This window comes from Bradyrhizobium sp. B120, assembly GCF_049075665.1.
Lineage (GTDB): Bacteria > Pseudomonadota > Alphaproteobacteria > Rhizobiales > Xanthobacteraceae > Bradyrhizobium.
This window is the reverse complement of record NZ_CP185242.1, coordinates 362805-385025: the sequence shown is the minus strand read 5'-3', so window position 1 is coordinate 385025 and position 22221 is coordinate 362805. Positions and strand designations below refer to the sequence as shown.

General features: G+C 64.9%; 21 protein-coding genes. 6 read left to right on the top strand and 15 right to left on the bottom strand.

The window, feature by feature from the left end; translation table 11 throughout:
- Positions 1-34: 34 nt before the first annotated feature.
- The 3 genes from ACOIX3_RS01810 to ACOIX3_RS01800 form a co-directional block, all read right to left on the bottom strand.
- On the bottom strand, positions 35-1645 hold the full coding sequence (locus ACOIX3_RS01810) for an amino acid ABC transporter permease/ATP-binding protein (RefSeq protein ID WP_420968134.1): 1611 nt from the start codon (positions 1643-1645) through the stop codon (positions 35-37).
- 31 nt (positions 1646-1676) lie between these two features.
- A complete protein-coding gene (locus tag ACOIX3_RS01805) occupies positions 1677-2570 on the bottom strand; it encodes an ABC transporter substrate-binding protein (protein ID WP_420968133.1) in 894 nt (297 codons plus the stop codon).
- 366 nt (positions 2571-2936) lie between these two features.
- Complete coding sequence (locus tag ACOIX3_RS01800) at positions 2937-4628, bottom strand: putative bifunctional diguanylate cyclase/phosphodiesterase (RefSeq protein ID WP_420968132.1); 1692 nt, start codon at positions 4626-4628, stop codon at positions 2937-2939.
- Between the two features lie 220 nt (positions 4629-4848).
- Here ACOIX3_RS01800 and ACOIX3_RS01795 point away from each other — a divergent pair, with 220 nt between their 5' ends.
- Positions 4849-5145: a hypothetical protein gene (locus ACOIX3_RS01795; RefSeq protein WP_420968131.1), complete on the top strand. Its 297-nt coding sequence runs from the start codon at positions 4849-4851 to the stop codon at positions 5143-5145.
- A 15-nt stretch (positions 5146-5160) separates the two neighbouring features.
- Here the strand turns inward: ACOIX3_RS01795 and ACOIX3_RS01790 are convergent, their stop codons facing one another.
- From ACOIX3_RS01790 to mtgA, 4 genes are all read right to left on the bottom strand, one after another.
- The gene (locus ACOIX3_RS01790; protein WP_420968130.1) at positions 5161-5631 is read right to left on the bottom strand and encodes a YybH family protein; all 471 of its coding nucleotides are present in this window, start codon (positions 5629-5631) and stop codon (positions 5161-5163) included.
- A gap of 19 nt (positions 5632-5650) precedes the next feature.
- The gene (locus ACOIX3_RS01785) at positions 5651-6289 is read right to left on the bottom strand and encodes a hypothetical protein (RefSeq protein WP_420968129.1); all 639 of its coding nucleotides are present in this window, start codon (positions 6287-6289) and stop codon (positions 5651-5653) included.
- A 227-nt stretch (positions 6290-6516) separates the two neighbouring features.
- Positions 6517-6702 carry a 50S ribosomal protein L32 gene (rpmF, locus tag ACOIX3_RS01780; protein ID WP_021077536.1) on the bottom strand — a complete coding sequence of 62 codons (186 nt, stop codon included), beginning with the start codon at positions 6700-6702 and terminating at the stop codon, positions 6517-6519.
- Positions 6703-6859: 157 nt separating this feature from the next.
- Positions 6860-7603 carry a monofunctional biosynthetic peptidoglycan transglycosylase gene (gene mtgA / locus ACOIX3_RS01775; protein ID WP_420968128.1) on the bottom strand — a complete coding sequence of 248 codons (744 nt, stop codon included), beginning with the start codon at positions 7601-7603 and terminating at the stop codon, positions 6860-6862.
- A gap of 128 nt (positions 7604-7731) precedes the next feature.
- Here mtgA and ACOIX3_RS01770 point away from each other — a divergent pair, with 128 nt between their 5' ends.
- Together ACOIX3_RS01770 and ACOIX3_RS01765 are read left to right on the top strand one after the other, a co-directional pair.
- Positions 7732-8652 (top strand): polyprenyl synthetase family protein, encoded by a 921-nt coding sequence (locus ACOIX3_RS01770; RefSeq protein WP_420968127.1) that lies wholly within the window; start codon positions 7732-7734, stop codon positions 8650-8652.
- A gap of 18 nt (positions 8653-8670) precedes the next feature.
- Positions 8671-9351 carry a DUF1345 domain-containing protein gene (locus ACOIX3_RS01765; RefSeq protein WP_420968126.1) on the top strand — a complete coding sequence of 227 codons (681 nt, stop codon included), beginning with the start codon at positions 8671-8673 and terminating at the stop codon, positions 9349-9351.
- A gap of 155 nt (positions 9352-9506) precedes the next feature.
- Here ACOIX3_RS01765 and ACOIX3_RS01760 read toward each other — a convergent pair whose 3' ends face one another.
- A complete protein-coding gene (locus ACOIX3_RS01760) occupies positions 9507-11405 on the bottom strand; it encodes a caspase family protein (protein WP_420968125.1) in 1899 nt (632 codons plus the stop codon).
- A 258-nt stretch (positions 11406-11663) separates the two neighbouring features.
- Between ACOIX3_RS01760 and ACOIX3_RS01755 the strand changes: the two genes are divergently transcribed.
- Positions 11664-12122 carry a hypothetical protein gene (locus ACOIX3_RS01755; protein WP_420968124.1) on the top strand — a complete coding sequence of 153 codons (459 nt, stop codon included), beginning with the start codon at positions 11664-11666 and terminating at the stop codon, positions 12120-12122.
- Positions 12123-12128: 6 nt separating this feature from the next.
- Here ACOIX3_RS01755 and ACOIX3_RS01750 read toward each other — a convergent pair whose 3' ends face one another.
- A complete protein-coding gene (locus ACOIX3_RS01750) occupies positions 12129-12575 on the bottom strand; it encodes a GFA family protein (RefSeq protein ID WP_420968123.1) in 447 nt (148 codons plus the stop codon).
- A gap of 202 nt (positions 12576-12777) precedes the next feature.
- Between ACOIX3_RS01750 and ACOIX3_RS01745 the strand changes: the two genes are divergently transcribed.
- Both ACOIX3_RS01745 and ACOIX3_RS01740 read left to right on the top strand, forming a co-directional pair.
- Positions 12778-13152 (top strand): nuclear transport factor 2 family protein, encoded by a 375-nt coding sequence (locus ACOIX3_RS01745; protein WP_212311980.1) that lies wholly within the window; start codon positions 12778-12780, stop codon positions 13150-13152.
- 108 nt (positions 13153-13260) lie between these two features.
- Positions 13261-14868, top strand: coding sequence for a Na+/H+ antiporter (locus tag ACOIX3_RS01740; RefSeq protein WP_420968122.1), 1608 nt, complete (start codon positions 13261-13263; stop codon positions 14866-14868).
- A gap of 165 nt (positions 14869-15033) precedes the next feature.
- Here the strand turns inward: ACOIX3_RS01740 and ACOIX3_RS01735 are convergent, their stop codons facing one another.
- From ACOIX3_RS01735 to ACOIX3_RS01710, 6 genes are all read right to left on the bottom strand, one after another.
- Positions 15034-16374 (bottom strand): Rieske 2Fe-2S domain-containing protein, encoded by a 1341-nt coding sequence (locus ACOIX3_RS01735; protein WP_420968121.1) that lies wholly within the window; start codon positions 16372-16374, stop codon positions 15034-15036.
- Between the two features lie 181 nt (positions 16375-16555).
- Complete coding sequence (locus ACOIX3_RS01730) at positions 16556-17197, bottom strand: hypothetical protein (protein WP_420968120.1); 642 nt, start codon at positions 17195-17197, stop codon at positions 16556-16558.
- On the bottom strand, positions 17194-17817 hold the full coding sequence (locus tag ACOIX3_RS01725) for a hypothetical protein (protein ID WP_420968119.1): 624 nt from the start codon (positions 17815-17817) through the stop codon (positions 17194-17196). Before ACOIX3_RS01725 ends, ACOIX3_RS01730 begins: the two co-directional genes overlap by 4 nt.
- Positions 17814-18854, bottom strand: a complete 1041-nt coding sequence (locus ACOIX3_RS01720) for a TAXI family TRAP transporter solute-binding subunit (protein ID WP_420968118.1) — start codon at positions 18852-18854, stop codon at positions 17814-17816. Before ACOIX3_RS01720 ends, ACOIX3_RS01725 begins: the two co-directional genes overlap by 4 nt.
- A gap of 62 nt (positions 18855-18916) precedes the next feature.
- Entirely contained in the window at positions 18917-21037 is a 2121-nt protein-coding gene (locus ACOIX3_RS01715) for a hypothetical protein (RefSeq protein ID WP_420968117.1), read from the bottom strand.
- Positions 21038-21179: 142 nt separating this feature from the next.
- On the bottom strand, positions 21180-22073 hold the full coding sequence (locus ACOIX3_RS01710) for a TauD/TfdA dioxygenase family protein (protein WP_420968116.1): 894 nt from the start codon (positions 22071-22073) through the stop codon (positions 21180-21182).
- Positions 22074-22221: the final 148 nt, after the last annotated feature.

Below are 22221 nucleotides of genomic sequence, written 5' to 3'. Positions count from 1 at the left end.
GCCCTCACGCGGGTGGAAACGGAATGATTTCTATTCATGCGACCTCGGCCTCCATGGCATTGAGGAAACGCTGCGCGACCGGATTGCGCGGATTGCTCAGCACCTCATCGGCCGGGCCCTCCTCGACGATCGCGCCATCAGCCAGCAGCACCACACGATCGGCGACCTCACTGGCGAAGCGCAGTTGATGGGTTGAAATGATCATGGTGAGGCCGTCTTCCACCGCGAGACGACGGATCACTTCGAGGACCTCATTGACGAGCTCGGGATCGAGCGCGGAGGTCGGTTCATCCAGCAACAGCACGCTGGGATTCGGCGCGATCGCACGGGCGATGGCGACGCGCTGCTGCTGGCCGCCGGAGAGATGCCGCGGCAGCGCGTCGGCGCGGTGGCTGAGGCCGACGCGCCCGAGCAGTTCGCTCGCCCGGCGATCCGCATCGATGCGCGACATGCCATGCACCCAGCGCAGCGGCCCGGCGATATTCTCCTTCGCGGTGAGGTGGCCGAACAGGTTGAACTGCTGAAACACCATACCAACACCGACCTCGGCGCGCGCCTGCGCCAACAGTCGCGGCGACAGCGCCTTGCCGCGATCGCTGAAGCCGAGCCGGCGACCGCCGACCTTGATGCTGCCTTCGTTCCAGAGTTCGAGATTGTTGATACAGCGGAGCAGCGTGCTCTTGCCGGAGCCGGACGGCCCGAGCAGCGCGATCACCTCGCCGATCCGCACCGTGAGATCGACGCCGGCGAGCACCACCTGCTTGTCATAATTCTTGCGCAGCGCGGCGACATCGACCGCCACATTGTTCCGCTTCAGGATCTCGTTGCGTTTGGCGCGGTCGCCACGCCCGGGCTGCGCCCGCGGCGGCGGCAGTTCGGCGACACCGGCATCGGGCAATATCTCAGGCGGCGCAACCTCCGCCGCAGTCAGCGGATCATCGAGGCCCTGCGCGCGATACCACGGCATCATCCGCATCAGTTTGATCTGCCTCGATGCGCGGTCGAGATCGAACAGCCATTCGAGGAACAGCTGGATGCCGGCGATCGCCGCAGTGAGGAACAGATAGATCAGGCCGGAGGCGAAGAAGATCGAGAAGAAATCGAAAGTTGCCGACGCCATCTGCGTCGAACGCAACGTCAGCTCCTGTACGGCGATCACCGACGCCAGCGACGAATTCTTCAGCGCGCTGACGGTCTCGTTGCCGAACGCGGGGATCATCGAGCGGATCGCCTGCGGCGCGATGATCCGGCGCATCAGGACGCCGGGCGTCATGCCGAGCGCCTGCCCGGCCAGCACCTGGCCGCGATCGACGCCGAGTACGCCGGAGCGCAGCATCTCGGCGATGAACGGAGCTTCGTTGCAGGCCAGCGCGAGGCCGGCGGCGAGAATGGCAGGGAGCTTGATGCCGATCTGCGGCAGGGCGTTATAGGCGAACACCATCTGCAGGATCAGCGGCGTGCCGCGAAATATCACGGTGTAGACCCGGGCGAATGACGCCAGCGCTTTAAAGCGGCTGAGTTGCATCCACGCCAGGATCACACCGAGGACCAGGCCGCCGAGTAGACCGAGGGCAGTGACCTGCAAGGTCGCCTGAATGCCCTCGATCATATACGGCATGGTCAAATAGTGGAGGAACAGCTCCATGGAGCATGTCGTCCTTGTGCCGGTGCTGGACCTACTTGACCGTCAGCAGACCAGGCTCCATCAGGTTCTCCGGATCGAGATTCCACTTCTTCAGCAGCGCGAGCTGATCGCCCGATTTGTAGATTTCGGTCAGCGCCGCCTTCACGGCATCGCGGAAGGCCGGCTTGTCCTTGGGTACGCCGATGCCGACCTTGTACGGGATTGTCACCGCGACAGCTTTTTCGAGCTTGTCCGGGTAGGCCTTCACCGCATTGTCGACGGTGTTGACGTCGTTGACATAGGTGTCGGCGCGTCCGGCCAGGATCGCCTGAATGCAGTTGGCGTTGTTGTCGTAGAGCTGAATGGTCGGCTCAGGCTTGCCCTCCTTCTTGCACTCCGGCACGAGCGCCTGGATCAGCGGAACTTCAACGTAGCCTGTGTTCTCGGCCGCCGCCGCGCCGCACATCGAGGTATTGATGCCGGAGATCTTCTTCGGATTGCCCTTGGCGACCAGTACGCCGTCGAACACCTTCGAATAGGTGATGAAGTCGGCCGCCTTGGCACGCTCTTCCGTGGCGTAGATGTCAGAGATCACAATGTCGGCCTGACCACTGGCCAGCGTGGTCAGCAGTGCGGCGAAGGTAACCGCCTTGTAGGTCAGCTTGAAGCCGAGGCATTCGCCAATCTGCTCGCCGAGATCAATGTCGAAGCCGACATATTTGTTCGGGTCCTTCGGATCGATCGCCTCGTAGCCTGGCGTATGCGGATTGATGGCGTTGACGAGGGTCTTGCCCTTCCAGTCCGGATATTTTGCCTGGAGCTCCGCACAGGCGGCCGGCGCAGCTGCCCTGGCGCCGGTTGGAGCACCGACGCCCACGACCAGCAGTGCCCCTAGCGCTGCGATATGCATGAGTTTGTACGTGCGCGGAAAAGATAACGTGACCATTCGATCCTCTTTCGACGTTGTCATGGCGCAAGCCACGGTCCAAACCTCGAAGAAGTAAACGGCGGTCTCCGCCGGAAAACTTGTCTGGGAACGCACAATAAATTGGACGAACTCCCGCCAAACCTTGGGCACGACGCGCTCATATTTTGAGCAGCGCCTGCCGGGGGCGAAGCGGTCCACGAGAAGGACGGTTGAGACTTCGCGGCGCAATTGAGCCAACGTCGCCCCGGCGACAGCCGGGGCCGATAACCACAAATGTCGGTTGTTTGAACGAGGCGTCTGCCAGATCGCCTCATCGAGAAGCCGCGGCGTATGGGTCCCTGCTTTCGCAGGGACGACACCGTTAGCTTGGCCAGCGTCAGTGAATCAGCCCGCGGCCGGCACAACCTTCTCCGCCGTCGCGTTCCACGGCCGGTCCGGTGAGGCGAGGCCGATCAGGCGGCCCTGGATGAAATCGCAGCCCCATTCGCGCAGCATCACGGCGGCTTCTTCGTCCTGCACCCATTCGGCGACCGTCTTGATTTCAAGACGGCGCGCGAGATCGATCAGCGTCTGCACGAAGGCGCGGTCGTCGGCCGAACGCACGATGTTCTGCACGAAGGCGCCATCGATTTTGACAATATCGACGCCGAGCTTGCGCAGATTGCGGAACGAGGTGTAGCCGGCGCCGAAATCGTCGATCGCGATCCGGCTGCCGAAATTCTTCAGCCGCGTGACGAAGCCGCGGACGTCGTCGATATCCTGGATCGCGACCGTCTCGGTGATCTCGACGATCAGCCGCTCGCCGACGCCGGGATGCGCGTGCATCAGCGATTCGATGGTGGCCCACCAGTCCGGATCCATCGTGGTGTCGGGCGAGATGTTGAGGCTGAGCTGGACGCCAGGGGCCGAGGCGAGCTCGGCGATCGCAAGCTCCAGCACGCGATGATCGACCATCCGGATCAGGCCGAGCCGCTCGGCGACCGGCACGATATCGGGCGCGAGCAGCGCGCGGCCGTCTTCCTGCTCCATGCGGACCAGGCACTCGTAGAACGAAGGCTGCCGCGAGCGCGCATCGACCACCGGCTCGAAGCCGATCACGATGCGGCGCTCGTTCAGCGCGGTGACGATCTCGTCGGTGACGCGGATGTTGACGCGGCGCTGGGCATCGCGCTCGACATTCGGCTTCCACAGCGCGAACGATCCGGCGCGGCGGCTCTTGGCGGCGTCCAGTGTCTCCTGGGCGCGATTGACCGCCTCCTCCGCCGACTTCGCATGGCGCGGGATGGTGACGGCGCCGATCGAGACCGTCACCGACACCGGGCCGGACCTGGTCGGCACCACCTCGTCGCGCACCGCGGCAAGGAAGCGCTCGGCGGCGACGTTGGTGTCGTCGACGGTGCAGTTGCGCAGGATCAGCCCGAACTTGTTGCCGGAGAAGCGGCCGAGCATGTCGCCGCTGCGCAGCCGGGCCCGAATCCGTTTTGCCACCTCGGCGATGACGGCGTCCGCGACGTCGAAGCCGAAGGCATCGTTGACCCGCGCCAGATGATCGATGCCGATCAGCATGAAGGCGCAGGAGGTGCGGAAGCGCGCGCACTCCTCGATGGACTCGGCGAGCGAGGCGATCAGATGGGTGCGGTTGAGCTCGTTGGTCAGCGGATCGTGCCGCGACAGCTTCACGAGCTGCTCGTCGCGGGCGTGCCGCTCATTGTTGATGCGGACGACGCCCTGCACGCGCGCCGGCCTGCCGTCGGCGCCGGCAAACCAGCAGCCGGTCTCCTCGATCCAGATCAACGGCGCTGAGGTGACGGCCCGCACGCCGTATTCGATCCGGTAGGGAACGCCCTCCCCGCTCCGCGCCGTTCCAGTCTGGCCGAGCGCATCTGATCGAACCGAGCGCATGGGCTCGATCAGCTTTGCAAGCTCGCCGCCGCTCGCAAGCGCAGCGACCGGAATGTCCGGGAAGACCGTCGCCACATTGTCGCTCCAGGCAATCGCATCGCTCGCCAGGTCCCAGGCGAATGTCGCTTGGCCGAGCGAGGCGAGGATGCTGGCAGCTGGTGGGACAGGGAGCATCGAACATGTCTCGATTTGGGACGGCACCCGGTGATTCTATTACACTCTCAAGATAGTGGTTCCGGCGAATCCAACGCTAGGAGAACTTGATAAATAATCTGGAAACCACGTTTTCGACTGCCGCGGAACGAACTGGGGATGGCGGGCATGACCCTTGCCATGAGGGTATTGCAGAGGGACGCAACGTCCCAAATGATGACGCTCCAACGGGTCGCAGGCGATGCTCGATATCGATCAATCAGAAGTCCAATCAGGGATCTTGGACGGCGAGTTCACAGACACTGCCGGGCCGACCGGCACGGCTCTGGTGCCGCTGGCCGCGACCACCCATTGGGCGCCCAAGATCCCGCTGGCGCATGCCGATCCGTCGTTTGTGGCCCATCTGATCGCCACCGCCGCCCACGAGCCGCAAACGCGCGGACAGCGGCGTGGGTCAATGGCCGACGCGCAGAGCGCCTACGGCCCGCATCTCGACGAACGCCGCAGCGTCGCGCGGCGGACCAGGCAAATCATCTAGCTAATCATCTCGCGATCAATGGGCCTTGACGGGCCGGTTGCCGTGGCTGTCCTGCGGCACGCCGCGGCGCAGCGACATGTGGGAATGGATGCCGAGCCAGCGCCCGTCGGCCTGACGCGCGAGAATGATCGTCGCCCGTCCCGGCCGATCGAAGCGGCTGCCGTCCGCATGGAAGCCGGTGCTGGTCCAGGGCGTGATCACCGTCGCTATGCCGCCGTCGGCGCTGATCAGCACCTGCGTATGCGCGAGATCGAAGGCGAAATCCGCGGTGCGGGGCCAGACATTGTCCCATTGCATCTCGGTCCAGCGCGCACGGCCCTGGATCAGTTCCTGATAGGTGCCGAACGAGATGATGTCCGAATGCCAGAACGGACGGGCAGCAGCATAGTCGACCGCCCTGACGCAGGCGGCGAACCGTTCGAGCCAGTCGAAGATCGATTGAGTGGTCGTCGAATCGGCGATCGGAAGGGCCGTTTCTCCGCTCATGATCGTCCTCGAAAGGGGTCTAGCGCTGCGGCGTGTCCGGCGATGGCTGGCTGCCGGGCTGCAAATCCGGCGAATTGACCGTGGGCTTCGGCGCCGCCTGATCGAGCAGCACGGATTCCGCAACTGACGTCGCTGGAGGGACCGGCGCGGCGGGCGCCGGCGTGACGACAGGTGCCGGCTCGGGCCGTGGCGGGGCAGGCTCCACCGCAGGCGCGGCCCGTGGCGTCTCGACCGCGGCGGGCTGTGACTTGCTGACCGGCGCCGGCGCCGGTGCCGCGGCCGCGACCACCGCACGGCGGCGGGTGCGCAGCGCAATTCCGGAAATGAAATCGACCAGCGCCAGCAGCGTCAGCAGGCAATAGGTCGAGTTGCCGAATTTCGGCCAGAGCACGAATTCGGCGGCCGCCGCGCCGAACACGATCAGCGACAGCAGATGGTCAGTGAGATATTTCGCGCCGGGGCGCGCGCCCTTGATGACCTCGAGCAGCAACAACAGCACGCCGGCAGCAAGCAGCATGTCACTGAGCGTGATCTGCCACTGCTCGCCCGACAGCAATGTCAGCCTGATCAGCGGGTCCGTGAAGGACACGCCGGGCATCAGGAAGGCGATGATGTTGTAGACCGCGAGCGGAACGAGCAGCAGCGGAAAACCGACCATCGGGGCTTGCGCCTTATTCAGGGAGAACCAGCAATGCGGCGATGCTCATTGGCCTCGCCGCCGACGCGCCCGTCTTGGCCGCACTCGTTGGCCGAATTCAGGCGCAGCGCCGTCTTGTTTGGAGGATGATCTCCGCGCAAACGCCTTTGGCGTTTGTCGCGAGGGAAAACCGCTACGCGCTTTTCCGGATCATGCTCCCGCCTGCGGCGCGAAAGCCGAAGGTCCGATCAGGACTCTTTCTTGGCCTTCAGGACCTGACGGCCCTTGTACATGCCGGTCTTCAGGTCGAGGTGGTGCGGACGGCGCAGTTCGCCGGAGTCCTTGTCCTCGACATAGGTCGGGGTCTTGATCGCATCGGCCGAACGGCGCATGCCACGGCGCGACGGCGAGGTTTTTCTTCTGGGAACGGCCATGACGGTGTCCTCTAGGGTGTTGCGGAGGCATCGTCCGAAATGCGGACGGGCTCAGCGCTTCGAAGCGCAAGCTGCGATGCCGGTAAGGCCGCGCTTATAGAGGAAGGGACCGCGTAAATCTAGGCCCGGAGACAGCAAAATCCGCCCGAAATCGGGCTCAAGAGCCGCGATTTTCGCGCCAGCAGCGCGTCACGGTGTTGGCCCGGGCCATGTAGGTGCCAGACAGCCTGCGGACCCCCGGACCCGGGTTCCGGGCACTCCTTTTGACCGGATTCGGCAGGATCGCCGCCAAAAGCGCCGCCTCCCGGGGTGACAGCTCTGCCGCCGGCCGGCCAAAGGCATATTGGGCACCGGCCTCGGCGCCAAACTGCCCGGACGGCCCCATTTCCGCGATGTTGAGGTAGATTTCGAGGATCCGCTGCTTGGGCAGCACGAAATCGATCCAGAGCGCCAGCGGCAGCTCCAATCCTTTACGGATCATGCTGCGGCCGGGCCACAGGAACAGGTTCTTGGCCACCTGCTGGGTGATGGTCGAGCCGCCGCGGGCTGCCTCGCCATCCCCGGCGTCGTCAATCACCTCGCGCAGCGCACCCCAATCGACCCCCCGGTGCTTGCAGAAATGGGCATCCTCCGAGCCGACCACGGACCGCGGCAGTGAGGGCGACATCGCGCCGAAATCGACCCAATGCCGCGTCACCGGGGCCCCTCGCAGGGTCCGCCACGCCATCAGGGCCGAAACTGGCTGACCGGTGCGGTAGAACGGCGTCACCAGATAGGGCAGCAACAGCAGGGCCAGCAAAAGCAGCAATAAAATCCGGACAATGCGCAAAGCTGGGGTTTCCGGGGAGGACCTTTCCAGGGAGGATTTTGGAGCCTTCAGCCAGAACACGGCCGGCGTCATCAGACGTCAATGGGATAATTCACGGTTTTTCCAGCACTTTTAAGGCGCAATCCGTCGCAGGGCGGGAATTGACGAAGCCGATGTCATCAACGATTGTCCGGCCGAAAATCGATCTGGAGCAATTCTTAATGACGACCGGTACTGCAGAGTTTTCCAAGCGGCTGGACCAGACCGCGGAGGATACCGAAGCCCTGCTCGCCAAACTGCTGTCCGATGCGGCCGAGAGCGACGAGATCGTGCGCCCGAAGCGGCTGATCGAGGCCATGCGCTACTCGAGCCTCGGCGGCGGCAAGCGGCTGCGGCCGTTCCTCGCGGTCGAGAGCGCCGCGGTGTTCGGCATCCCGCGCGAATCCGCCCTGCTGGTGGGCGCCGCGCTTGAATGCATCCACTGCTACTCGCTGATCCATGACGATCTGCCGGCGATGGACAATTCCGATCTGCGCCGCGGCCGCCCGACCCTGCACAAGGCCTATGACGACGCCACCGCGATCCTCGCCGGCGACGCGCTGCTCACGATTGCCTTCGACATCATCACCCGCGATGCGATCCACAAGGACGCCCAGGTGCGCCTGCTGTTGACTCGCGCGCTGGCGCGCGCCTCCGGCGTCGGCGGCATGGCCGGCGGCCAGATCCTCGACCTCGCCGGCGAAGGCCGGTTCGGCGACCGCGAGCCGGTCGACGTCGCCCGCGTGCAGCAGATGAAGACCGGCGCATTGCTCCGCTTCGGCTGCATCGCCGGCGCGATCCTCGGCCAGGCCTCGCAGAAGGAATACCAGGCGCTCGACGATTACGGCAAAGCGCTCGGCGAAGCCTTCCAGATCGCGGACGATCTGCTCGACGTCGAGGGCGATGCCGCCGCACTCGGCAAGCCGGCCGGCGCCGACGCCGTGCTCGGCAAGACCACGTTCGTCACCCAGCTCGGCATCGACGGCGCCAAGCAGCGCGTGCGCGACCTGCTGGCGCGCGCCGACGCCGCGCTGTCGGTGTTCGGCGATCGCGGCGACGTGCTGCGGGCCGCCGCCCGCTTCGTCGCCGAGCGCAAGAATTAGCCGAAAGCACAACGCGAAATGAGCAAGGAGTCCGACGATCGCCTTGTTCGTTTCCGCAAGCTGCCGATGCCGGTCCGCGTGGTGGTGGGCCGGCCGCGCACCTTCGTTTCGATCGCGGTCGGCATCGCCGTCGCGCTGCTGATCCCCGGCTCGATGCGCCTCGTCACGCGCATGCTCGCCGGCTGGGACGCCTTCGCCGCGCTCTATCTCGTGCTCGCCTATGTGATGATGCTGCGCTGTGGCGTCGCCCACATCAAGCGCAGCGCCATATTGCAGGACGATGGCCGTTTCCTGATCCTGCTGCTGACCGCGTTCGGCGCGTTGGCAAGCCTCCTGGCCATCGTATTTGAGCTCGGCGCATCCAAGGGCAGCCCGGCCGGATTGGCGGTGGCGATCGTCACCATCACGCTGTCATGGACGGCGGTCCACACAGCGTTCGCGCTGCACTACGCCCACGAGTTCTACCGCGGCAAGACGCCCGGCGGATTGCAGTTCCCGAGCGGCGATGCGCATGCCGACGCGGATTACTGGGACTTCGTCTATTTCTCGTTCGTGATCGGCATGACCGCGCAGGTCTCCGACGTCGGCATCACCGACAAGATCATCCGCCGCACCGCGACCGTGCACGGCATCATCTCGTTCGTGTTCAACACCGCGCTGCTGGCTTTGATGGTGAATATCGCAGCGAGCGCGATCTAGCTGATCCATCCAATTGGCCGTCCCACAGTCTCGTCATGCCCGGGCTTGTCCCGGGCATCCACGTCTCGCGGTCGCGCGGATAAGAAGACGTGGATGGCCGGGACAAGCCCGGCCATGACGTGAGGTAACATCCCGTGCCTCAGACCACCGAGAGGCTAGTTGCAGACCTCGACATTGCCGACGTTGCCGCCGGGGCCGCCGCCGCCGCGGTACTCGAGATGGCAGCCATGCCTGACCGGACGGCACAGATAGGCATCGCACATGATCTGACCGCTGCCGCCGCCTTCCGCCCTCGCACGGCCCTGCGGGCGCGGAATGTCCGCGGACGGGACCTGCGGCTCGCGCTGCGGACGGAAGGCGCGTTCGCGGTCACGGCGCGACGGGCGCTCGTCGCTGTCGCGCTTGGCGACCGGCTTCCGCTCACGCCGCTTCTCGCATTCATTGTCGTCGTTGAGGAACGAGCCCTCGGCGCACACGATCCTGCTGCAGCGATCGCCGTCAGCCTTGTAGCCGTGCTCGCAGACCAGCGGGCAGACCCGCGATTGCTTCAGCTTGACGGCATCGAGGGTATCGACGCTCGCGGTCTTGATGTCGAGCTTGGTGCCGGCATAGCGGTTGAACAGCGTCAGCGAGCGCTGCGAGGCTGCGTTCCAGTCGCCATCGACGGTACCGGTCAGGCAGCCGACGCGGCGCAATTCGGTCTGCACCGATTTGACCACATCAACCTCGGGCGACCCCGTGGCCAATGCGGCCACGGCCGTGGTCTTCTCGGAAGCAGCCGGCGGAGCAGGCGATGCGGCTGCGGCCTGCGTTGCCGCTTGATCGGGAACCGCCTTGTTCGTCGCGGCGCGATCGGCCAGCGCGGCATCGGCCTGGCGCTTCTGCTCGGCGGCCGAGGCCTGTTCCTGCGCAACCTGCTTGGCCCGTTCCGCGGCAAGACGCGCCGCTTCGGCAGCCTTCGCGTCGGCCTCGGCCTTGACCTGCTGCGCCTTCTGCGCGCCCTCGGCGGCGAGCCGGGCGCGCTCCTGCTCGGCCAGACGCGCCTTCTCGGTGGCGGCCACGCGCGCGTCCTCGGCGCTGAACTTCTCCAACTGCAACCTGGCAAGGTTGGCGTAATAGCCGCTCGGATATTGGGCGAGGAAGGCGTTCATCGCGCTCTTGTTGCCGATCTGCAGCGCCAGCTCGTAATCGCGCCGGGCCTCCGACTGCGGCGTCGGTGCCGGCGCTGTGGGCGCGGCAACAGCGGCGGCGGCCGCCGGTTTCGCCGGTGCCGGCACCAGCGGCACGTCCTCGCCGCCGAGCGAGCCATAGACGAACGGTTCCTGGCGGTTGTTGGTGGTCTTCAGCACCTCGTCGCGGACATAGCCGAAGGCGCGGCGGACATCGAGACCGGGGGTCGGCAGGAACTTCGACAGCGCGATCGTGAACGGGCTGTTCTTGCCGTCGCCGTCGGCCGCGGTCGAGCCGGCCTTCGCCGAATAGGCGATCAGCACATTCGGACTGGTCGGCTCGACCTTGGCGAGCCCCTGCCCGATCGCCCGGGTCGCCAGCGTCCGCTTCATGGTCTTGGCGAACGGATTGTCGCGGCAGGCATCGAGGATCACCAGCCGCAGCTTCCGCGCCGGCTCGATCGCGACCAGGATGCGGTCGAGCGAAAACGCCTCGTCATAGACGTCGGTATCGCGCTCCAGCCGGGCGTCGACCGGGATCAGATAATTGGCGCCGTCGACCTCGATGCCGTGACCGGCGTAGTAGACCAGCGCGATATCGGCCTCGCGGGCGAGGTCGGCGAACTCGCGCAGCGCGCGGCGGGTTTCGACGGCCGGGAGGTCCTTGCGGAAGTCGACCACGTCGAAGCCGGCATTCTTCAACGTCGCGGCCATCACCGAGGCGTCGTTGACCGGGTTGGCCAGCGGCGCAGTGTTCCGATAGGCCGAGTTGCCAAGCACCAGCGCCACGCGCTTCTCGGCGTAGGCGGGCTGGCAGACGATCAGCAGCAAGGCCGCGACGGCGAGCAGCAACCGCTTCAAGTTCAAGAGCCCAGACCCGTTCATGGCGACACTCTGGCCGTTTTCCAGAGCGCCGTTCCGATTGAATCGGAACGAGGCTCTAGTTTCTTATTGACGCGTTTTCTTCACGCGAACCGGTATCCACTTCGCTCGAAAACGCTCTAGCATGCAGGTCCGTTTACCAGAAGCAAGCGGGGTGCTTTGTGAGCCGCCTCACGATCCGCGACGGCGTGGACCATGCCATCCTGACTGTTAGTCGACGAAACAGACCGCGGGTTCGGATTTGGCTGGTCGGGAGATTTCGTGCACGATCGCGCCAACAAGAACAGAGCCACGGAGGACATGATGCAGGGCACAAGCGCGGCGGTTCCACCCGCCAGAGCCGGCAAGGTCCGCAGCATGGCAAAAACCCTCCTCGCGCTCGCGCTGTTGGCCGGCTGCGCCGCGGGCTGCGGCCTGGTCGACGCCGTGTTCGATGGCTTCAAGCACGCCAAGGCCGTGGAGAACGATCTGGTTGCGATGGTCGGGGTCAAACCGGCGGTCGGGTTCAACTGGCACAATGGCCGGCTCACGTCGGTCACCGTCACGTTCCCCAGCCTGCTACAGGACAAGCCACTGCATGAACTTGCCGACGCCGCGCGCGCCGCGGTCGGCAAGGAGTTCAAGCAGCGCGCCGACGACGTCGTGCTCGCGTTCTCGCTGGGGCCGTCCGAGACGCCAGCGGTACAAGCGGACCAAACTCAGGGCAAGAACCTGCCTTGAGCGGACTTATTCCCCGCTCTGCGTCACATGTTCCTGATATTGCGGCAGGCCGTCCAGTATCTCGTACCACGGCGCCTTGGAGCCGACGAAGATATGCGCGGTCGGCCGGATCGTCGGCGCATCGCGCAACGTGCCCATCGTGACATGGACATAGGCGCCGTTACGGACGCGCGAATAGAGCAGCGACCCGCAGCGGCCGCAATGCGCGTCGTGGGTCACTTCATCGCCGTAGATCAGGAGATCCTCGGCGCCGCTAGTGACGGTGAATTTTTCGCGCACGATGCCCGCGAACGGCTTGAACGCCGATCCCGTGGTGCGCCGGCAGTTCGAGCAGTGACAATTCAGCGCATAGGTGAACGCGTCGGCCACCTCATAGCGCACGTCGCGGCAGAAGCATTCGCCGGTCAGGATCGTTTCGCTCGAACTTGCGTTCGAATTTGCAGATGCGGTCACAACTCACTCCTCACGCGGAATTTTGTCGCCGGCCATGGCGCAATCCGGCGGTTCATGGCTAAATCCTAGAGCCCTTTCCGTTCCGATTGAATCGGAACTGGGGCTCTAGATTCTCGTTTTGACGCGTTTTCTTCACGCGAACCGGTACCCACTTCGCTCGAAAACGCTCTAGTAGTTCAAATCCTGCCGGGAGGACTAACCAATGAGTCAAGAACGATCCAGCGTCGAAAGCGTCGTGCAAACCTATTTCGACGGCCTCTACGAGAGCAATGCCGACAAGCTCGCGACGGCCTTTCATCCCAGCGCCGACCTGCGCTGGGTGGACAAGGGCGAGCTGAAGGTCCTCAGCGTGCCGGACTGGCTCGCTTTGGTGCGCAAGCGGCCGTCGGCGAAGGCCGAAGGTAAGCCGCGCGAGGACTTCATCGTCACCATCGACCGCTCCGACGACAACACCGCCTTCATCAAGGTGCGTTGCCAGCTGCCGCCGCGCTATTTCACCGACTACCTCGTCGCAATGAAGCTCGCCGACGGCTGGCAGATCGTCTCGAAGTCCTACCGCTACGATCAGCGGGACTGACCGGGCGGCCCCACGCATCCCTGCGACGGCTTTATGACAGGCCCCAACGGTCCGGCTCCGGCCGGACCGCATTGACTGGCGCTGGTTTCCGGGCGAATTGAGCCCATTATGGAAGCCAAGTTTCAGATCTTTCTCACTCTGCTCGGCGTGCTGGCGGGAACCGCCCTGGTTGCACGGCGGACCGACATCGCGCCGGCGATCCTGCTGCTGCTGGTCGGCATCGTGCTCGCCTTCGTGCCGGGCATGCCGTCGCTGGAACTGCCGCCCGAGCTCGTGCTTCTGGTGGTGCTGCCGCCGCTGATCTATTCGGCGAGCGTCGCGATGAGCTGGCGCGAGTTCAAGGCCAATCTGCGGCCGATCATCCTGCTGTCGGTCGGCTGCGTGATCTTCACCGCCTTCATGGTCGCGGCCGCGACCCACTATCTGATCGGGCTGCCCTGGAGCATCGGCTTCCTGTTAGGCGCGATCGTCGCGCCGCCGGACGTGGTCGCGCCGCTGGCGATCGCGCGCAAGCTCGGCATGCCCCGCCGCATCCTTGTGGTGCTCGAGGGCGAAGGGCTCGCCAATGACGCGACCGCGCTGATCCTCTACCGCTTCGCGCTGGCCGCCATCACGACCGGGCTGTTCTCGCTGCCGAAGGCGACCGGCACGTTCCTCGTCATCGTTGCCGGCGAGATCGCGTTCGGCACGGCGGTCGGCTGGCTCAGCCTGCGCGCCCGCCGCCGCGCCAGGGATCCGCAGGTCGAGATCACGCTGTCGCTGATCACGCCCTATCTCGCCTACTGGATCCCGGAGCATTTCGGCGGCAGCGGCGTGATCTCAACCGTCGCCTGCGGCCTCTATATGAGCTGGAACGGACCGCTGCTGATCTCGGCTGCGACGCGCCTGCAGGGCATCTTCTTCTGGGACTTGATCATCTATCTGATCGAGGGCCTGCTGTTCCTCCTGACCGGCTTCCAGATGCGCTCGCTGTACGAGAAGTCGAAGGCGTTCCCGCTGTACGACATCTTGACCGCCACCGCGCTGGTCGCCGTCATCGTGATCGTCGCGCGCTTCCTCTGGGTGTTTCCCGGCACCTATCTGCCGCGCTGGATCAGCCGCCGCGTGCGCGAGCGCGATCCGCTGCCGTCGTGGCGGGCGGTGTTCGTGGTCGCCTTCACCGGCGTGCGTGGCGCGGTCTCGCTCGCCGCGGCACTGGCGCTGCCGCTGACATTGCCTGGCGGCGAGGCCTTCCCGTATCGCGACCTGATCCTGTTCGTCGCCTTCGGCGTGATCTTCGTGACCCTGGTCGGGCTCGGCCTCGGATTGCCGCCGGTGGTGCGCCTGCTCGGCCTCGCCAAGGACGGACGCAGCGAGCATATCGCCGAGCACGAGCAGGAAATCGAGGCGCGGCGCGAGGCGCTGAACGCCGCGCTGAAATCGCTCGACGCCATCACCGACGACCGCGAGCTCTCCGACGAGGTGATCAAGCTGCTGCGGTCGCGCCACGAAATCCGCATCAACCAGCTGCCTGATACGCTCGATCCCGACAAGCACGACGTCTCCGCCGCCGGCACCGCGCTGACGCGGGAGCTGATCTCATCCGAGCGCAAGTTCATCCACATGCTGCTGCGCGACGGCAAGATCACCGACGAGACCAGACGGCGCATCGAACGCGATCTCGACCTGGAGGAGGCGAGCCTCTCCAACCGCGAGTATCGCAGGATTCCGTTGTAGCGCGTGTAGCGCGGTATCCCTCCCCACGTCGTCCCGGGCAAGCGAAGCGCGACCCGGGACCCATAACCACCGTTGACGGTTTGGCGAAGGCTGCGGCCACAGCGCATCTCAACAAGTTCCAACGGTGGTTATGGGTCCCTGCTTTCGCAGGGACGACAGCGAGGGTCACTCCGCCGCGGCGTTCTGCCCGGGGCCGCCGACGAAGCCCGCGGGATCGCCGAACCGTTCGATCATCACGGCCGCAAGATCCTTGGTCTTGCTGGTGACGCAGGCGCCGGAGCGCACCGTGTAGCGATCCTGGTGCTTGGCGTGCGGCGGCGCCTCACCCTTTTGCAGCGCGCGGGCGGCCTCCATCACCAGCTTGCGGAAATGCATGATGCCGAGATCGGTCGGTCCGAGATGCTCGCGGGCGCGGTCGGCGATCGGGCCCTGGCTGTCCTGCACCGCGGCGTCCTGCTCGGAGACGCCCTTGATCCCGGTGTAGCTCTTGGTCCGCTGCAACTGGCGGTCGATCAGATAATCGTTCGCCTTGTTGCGTAGCGGCACATAGTTCTCGTCGACCACAGCCATCACGCCGTTGCCATTGGCATAGCCGTCGCGTTCGGCATCGGTCAGCGGCCGGTCGGGATTCCACGCATAGGTGTAGATCCAGCAATTGGTGTCGCTGACCGGCACGAAGGTCTGGCCGAACATGTTCTCGCCCGGCATCGAGCTCGGCGCATAGCTATGGAACGGCATCAGGAACTGGGCGATGCGCCAATAGATGTTGTCGCTGCCGGTGAGCCGTCCGCCTGCAACCGTCAGGCCGGCCTCATGCGGATTGATCTTGATTACCGGCCGCGGATCCTCGGCGATCCAGCGCATGTGGTCGGTCGCGACCCGCGTCAGCGGGTTGACGAAATGCTTCTTGATGTCGAGGATCTCGTTCTCCTCCTTCTCGAAGGAGAGATGCGCGAAGGTGAAATGCGCGGTGTCGATCGAGCCCTCCACCGCCTGCACCCAATTGCAGTCCTGCCACTTCTTGGTGACGAAGCGATGCGAGGCCGGCAGCAGCGCCATCTCCAGCGCCGGCAATTCGGGCATCTGATCGGCGGGGCCCATATAGGCCCAGATCATCTCGCCCCATTCGCGCACCGGATAGGACTTGATGCGGATCAGGTCCTTGGCGTTGAGGTCCGGATAGGAGGTCGGCATGTCGACGCAACGGCCGTCGGTGTCGAACTTCCAGCCGTGATAGACGCAGCGGATGCCGCATTCCTCGTTGCGGCCGAGCCAAAGATTGGCGCCGCGGTGCGGGCAATACTGATCGATGATTCCGACCACACCCCGCGAGTCGCGGAAGGCCAGCAGATCCTCGCCCATGACCACGATCTTCTTCGGGTCGCTGTCCGGCTCCGGCAGCTCTTCCGACAGCAGCACCGGAATCCAGAACCGGCGCAGCAATTCGCCCATTCCCGTTCCGGCACCGGATTCGGTGAGAAATTTGTTGTCTTCGGCGCGGAGCATGACGTTTCCCCGGGAGTTGTTTTTGATTTTCCCGGAGCTTGGCGTAGCGGATGCGCGGCGTCAATGCGATTGGCTGCGCGGCCGGCAACCCTGCCCCGCGCGCTGATGGATTTACACCCGTTCTCTGCGCCGGCCGGTCCGCACCCGCGCAAAGGGGTTCAAGGCAAGCTGGCCCTCCAGCTCAAGGCTTCACGTAAGCCCACCCCTTCTCCTGCAGTTCCATCACGCGCACGACGCCGGACTTCACGACTTCCGCCTGCTTGATGATCGGGATGGACTTGTTCTCGGCCTTCTGCATCTTCTCCTGGGTGTTGCCGCAGGCCTTGAACGACACCTCGGGTGAACTGAGGGCCATTTCCTCGATGCGAGCCTTCACCGGCGACGTATCCTCGCGGAGCATGTGCAGGCCCGGGCCGAACGTGACCACCTCGATCTTCACCTTTTCGCCAAGGCCCTTGTAGTACTCGGCCACGTTCGTTGCGTTGTTGAGCGAGAGATTCATGGCGGCAGGGTCGTTGCTGTTCACCTGCAGGACCAGATGATGCTCCTTGCCTTTCGGCGCCGCCGGATCGTGCATGCGCGCAAGTGCGGCGCGCTTGCGTGTTTCGGCGGTGGCTCGCGGCGTTTCAGACTTCCGAGCGTCGCTCGCCGGAGCAGCCGCGGACTGCGCGTTCGGAACCCAATATTTCCCACCTTGCTCCGCCACCGCCAAGGACGCGGAAGCCAGCACAGCGATGGCACCCATCGCAATGAATTTCGCAACAGATTCAAAATTGCGCATCAAGCATCTCCATCTCGAAAGATCGGCGAACACACTTCTCAATTGCTGGGCCTTGCGACAGCGAGGGGCCATTTGCAGATCGCGGCCATCCTCGCTCGCATCGCGTCCAGCCCCGCGAGCGAGAATGTTGCGTCATGGGCGGCCCCGGCGCCGGGTGAGAGGTGGACAGCAAGGACCGCGTTGTCGGGAAGCGATTGCAACAAGCGAACGGCATCGCCCGCGACGGCGACGCCGGATCCAAACGACGGCACGGTTGCCGCGACCTGCGCCGGCTGACCGTCGTTGATGCGATAGGAGATCGCATAGCCGTCGCCGCGGCCCGAGATCGCGGGCCCCGCGAAGGACAATTCGGTCCGCCCGCCGCGACACCGGATCGACAGCTTCATCGACGATTCGACGGAGTCGTAGATCGTCGCAGTGGCGATCGGTGAATAATCGACGGGCGACGTCGTCTCGCTGATCGTCCAATTGCCGGCTCTCGACGCGTCGCGGCGGGGCGGCGCAGTGGCGTGCGACAGCTTGTCGAGGCACTCCAGACGCGCTTCACGTTGCAGCTGGGAACAGGCGCGCAGCTGAGCCATGGGGTCTTCCATCCCCTGCGCCAGGGCAACGCCGTTGACGGCGGCGGTTGCGGCAAGCAGTGGGACGGCGAGCCTGGTCATTGCGATGCCCTTGCCGACTGACGATCGAGCCACGCCTGCGCGGCAGGAAAGCGCGTGAGACCGGGCACCGTCGCTCCGAGGTTGATCGATTTCCACTTCGGGTCGAAGCCCGGTCCTTGCAGCCGGTCGATACGCGAGAACAGATGATCGACGAAGCGTGCAACACGCTCAAAACGGTTGGTGCTGGCCGGCCAATTGAAGGCAACGAGGGCGGTCGGCACGGCGATCGTGGCGATGCGATCACCCGACTTGATCAGATTTGGGTAATCGGCGGCATCGAGAGTTGCCGGCAGATAATAGTCCTCGAACTTGCTGTCATAGGGGACGGGCAGGAACTTGAAGCCGGATTCAAACCGGCCTTTCACAAATGCATCGACCGGCTTCGAGGTAATGAAGACGACGGCCGCCATTTCGCCTTTCCGCATCTGCTCGAGCGCGACCTGGTGCGGAATGAACGTCTTCTCGACCTCGATGCCGAGGCGACTGAAGATCAGCGGACCCGAATAGGCTGCGGCGGTACCCTGGTTGTTGAAGTTCACCTTCTTGCCGGCGAGGTCGCTCAGGCTCCGAATCTCCGGCCGAACGAAGATATGCAGCTCGGACGGAAACAGGTTCAGGACATAGGCGATCCGTCGCTGGATGTCCGGCACCTGGCTCTTGTATTCCTCGAGGGCATCGGAATTGATGATCGCAGCATCAATACCGCGCAAATACAGCAGCGAGTTCAGATTCTCCACGGCGCCTCGCGTCACCACCGGCAGCACGTGCAGATTGTCGCCGTCATCGGTCACGCGGGCCATCTCCGCGGCCAGGCGGATCGGCGCGCCCTCGAGCAGGCCGCCGGCGAGACCAACCACCCAGGCATTCATGGCCAGAACTTCGGGCCTGACCTGGGACGATTCGGCCCGGATCAGGCGAGCCTTGTGAGGCTGACCATGTTGCGGCCGCGCATCCGCCGCGGGCGGCTGCGGCACAACGAGCAACGACACCAGGGTCGCAAGCAGGAACAGCGGACGCAATCCGGTAGATCTTTTCATCGGCCAGCTCCTTTGCACGACATCCCGTCGGCGCGTTCGGCCTTGCTGCAAGGATCGCTCGATCAGCGCAGCGCCTCGAATCGCGCCTTTGCCTCCTTGATTCCACCGGCCTCGGCCTTGGCGTAGAGATCGCGGGCCTTGGTCGCATCGCCGCGCGTTCCATAGGTTCCCCAGGTCGACAGGGTCAGCGGATCGTAAGTTTCCGCGAGCGCGAAGCTTGCCTGGGCGCTGCCCGTCTCGGCGACGCGTTCCAGCACGATCCGCGCGGCACCGATGTCACCCTGTTCCAGCAGCAGGCGCGCCCGCGCCATCAGTCTCGCCTCCTGCGCACTGTCGTCAGGGGCGGCCTCGACATTGCCTCCGGTTCGCGTTGCCACGACCCGGTTCTCGATTGATGCCACCGCTGCGCCCGCCGGTTCCTCCTGCATGGCCCGGCCAGCGTTGCCGGTGGTGGCGACCTGAGATGCGGCGGGCGGCACTTTCGCGGCGAGCGTACCGACGTCGCGGCGCGCCGATGCAAGATCCCGCTCCAATTGCTCGGCCCTGCCACGCTCCTTCTGCAGCAGGCTGCGCTGCTCAGCCACAGCCTGCTCGGCGGCTTGCTTCGCTCCGACGGCTTGCGTGTTCGCTGCGGCCGCCCGCTCGGCCTGTGCATCGAGTTCGCGGCTCTTGGTTGCAAGATCACGCGTCAGTTGTTCCGCCCGCTGCCGCTCGCGCTGGAGCGATTGTCGCAACTCGGCGGTATCGCTTGATTCCGCCTGTTTGTGCTGCGCTGCCTCGTCGCTGGCTTTGGCCGCCTGAGCCTCGTAGGCGTAGACTTTGCTGCGCGCTGTCGCGAGATCCTGCGCCAGAGCGTCGGCCCTCTCGTGCTCCTTCTGCATCGACCGGCGCTGTTCAGCGGCGCCGGCTTCCGTTGTCAGCTTCAGCCTGGCCAGTTCATCGCGCGCCTTGGACGCCGCCGCTGATTGCATTTCCACATCACGACGCGCCGCCGCGAGGTCCAGTTCCATCCGCGCGGCCCGCTCGTGCTCTTGCCCCAGCGACTTCTGCAAGTCCGCCGCACCGCCTTCGGAGGCCTTCTTCAGCCGGCCCGCTTCATCGCTCGCCTTGGCCGCCAGCGCGGTCTGCGTTTCCACGTCACGGCGAGCCGCCGCAAGGTCCTTCTCCAACCGTGCGGCCCGGTCGCGCTCCTGTCCCAGCGACTTCTGCAGGTCCGCCGCTCCGCTTTGCGAGGCAGCCTTCAGCTTAGCCGCTTCATCGCTTGCCTTGGCCGCCAGCGCTGATTGCGTTTCCACGTCTCGACGCGCCGCCGTAAGCTCCTTCTCCAGTCGCGCGGCACGCTCGCGCTCCTGCGCCAACGGCTTCTGCACGTCCGCTGCGCCGCTTTGCGAGGCCGCCTTCAGCCGGGCCGCTTCATCGCTTGCCTTGGCCGCCAGCGCGGCTTGCGTTTCCACGTCACGGCGCGCTGCCGCCAGGTCCTTCTCCAACCGCGCGGCCCGCTCGTGCTCCTCCGCCAGGGGCTTCTGCAAGTCCGCTGCGCCGCTTTGCGAAGCCTGCTTCAGCTTCGCCGTCTCGTCGTTTGCCTTGACCAGCAGTGCAGCCAACTTGTCCAGATCAAGACGAGCCGCCTCCAGTTCCTGTTCCCGCTGCGCGGTTCGCCCACGCTCCTCGCGCAACGATCTCTGCAAGTCCGCCACGTCGCCTTGCGGCATGGCCTTCAGCGATTTTTTCAGCTTTTCGGCTTCGCTCTGCAGAGCATTTTCGACATGAACCGAATTTTCGCGTTCCTTGGTCAGCAAGCCCTGCAGCAATTCGATATCTTTCCGCGCTGTCGCGAGTTCGCGGGCGAGCGCATCCGCGCTTTGCGGTTGTTCCGCCGCTGGACCCGCGTCGCCCGCAGGGCTCGTCTTGGCTTGTGCAAGTTGCGGGGAATTGCCGGCGATGCCGTTGGACTGCGCGTACGCGCCGCCGGAACCCGGCACATCCGAAAGACACGTCACCGCGAGGGTTGCTGCGAACCATAGCGGCGCCGCCCGGCGCATCATCCTCGGAGCAAATGGCGCTCGATCCGATCTGACGCGCGAGCCGGCACGTTCACAAGTTGAGTTCCCGTCAACGCAAATGACGATGCTCTCATGTCCGCGCGCGTCCAGTATCACCCGCCGCATGGTGATATCGCCCATTATGATGCGGCATCATAGGGCTCACCGGCTCACGGATACTATGACCCGCAAGGATTACCCCTGTTAACCGCGCAGCTTTGGGCGAGGCTGAAGCATCGAGCTCAGCCGCGGCCGGCGCGACGGCGCAAGGGCAGCGCTGTGCTCACACCGGCCGCTCACCCTTCACGGTGACGCGGGTGCCGGAGCGGGTGTGCGGCCAGTAATCCCACATCGCGCGGTGTTGGGCGCAGCGATTGTCCCAGAACGCGATCGCGTTCTCGGACCAGCGGAAGCGGCACTGGAACAGCGGGTTCTCCGCATGCTGGTAGAGATAGGCCAGCATGGCGTCGCTCTCGTCGCGCGGGATGCCGACGATGAAGCGGGTGAAGCCGCGATTGACGTAGAGCGATTTCTTGCCGGTCACCGGGTGGGTGCGGACCACCGGATGCTCGGCGCGGGGATATTCCCGTTTGTCGGCGACGCCGTAATTGGCGTACAGCCCACGATAGGTCTGCTCGCCGTCATGCAGCGCGGTCAGCCCGTCGAGATAGGCTTTCATGCGGTCCGACAGCGCCTCATAGGCGGCGTACATGTTGGCGAACAGCGTGTCGCCGCCGCGCGGCGGGCACTGCTTGATGTAGAGGATCGAACCCATCGGCGGCTCGAGGTCGCAGGACACGTCGGTGTGCCAACCCTCGCCATTGGCACGCGGAGAATCCTTGTCGGCATAGATCTTCATCAGCGCCGGATCGCCCTCATTGGGCGCGGCCGGGTGGACGTGCAGCTCGCCGAACTTGCGGCCGAAGGCGAGATGCTGGTCGGGGCTGATGTGCTGATCGCGGAAGAAGATGACGAGGTTTTCGGCGAGCGCGCGATGGATCTCGTCCATCTGGCGGTTGGAGCGCGCATCGTCGCCGACCAGTCTGCCAATATCGACGCCAGAGATTTCCGCACCGATGATCGGCGTCAGCTTCTCGACGCCAATGGTCTCATAGGGCTCGGATTGATCGGCGAGGTGGCGGTAGCGCGGACCCTGCTTGCCGGACAGCGAGCTCATGGGCGTTCTCCCGATGGTTCTTGATTGGGAGCATGGTACCGCGCATCGATGGAAGCGCAATCCGCACCACAAACATATCTGTCGTCCCGGACAAGCGGAGCGCAGATCCGGGACCCATAACCACAGGATTGTATTTTGCGAAGGCTGG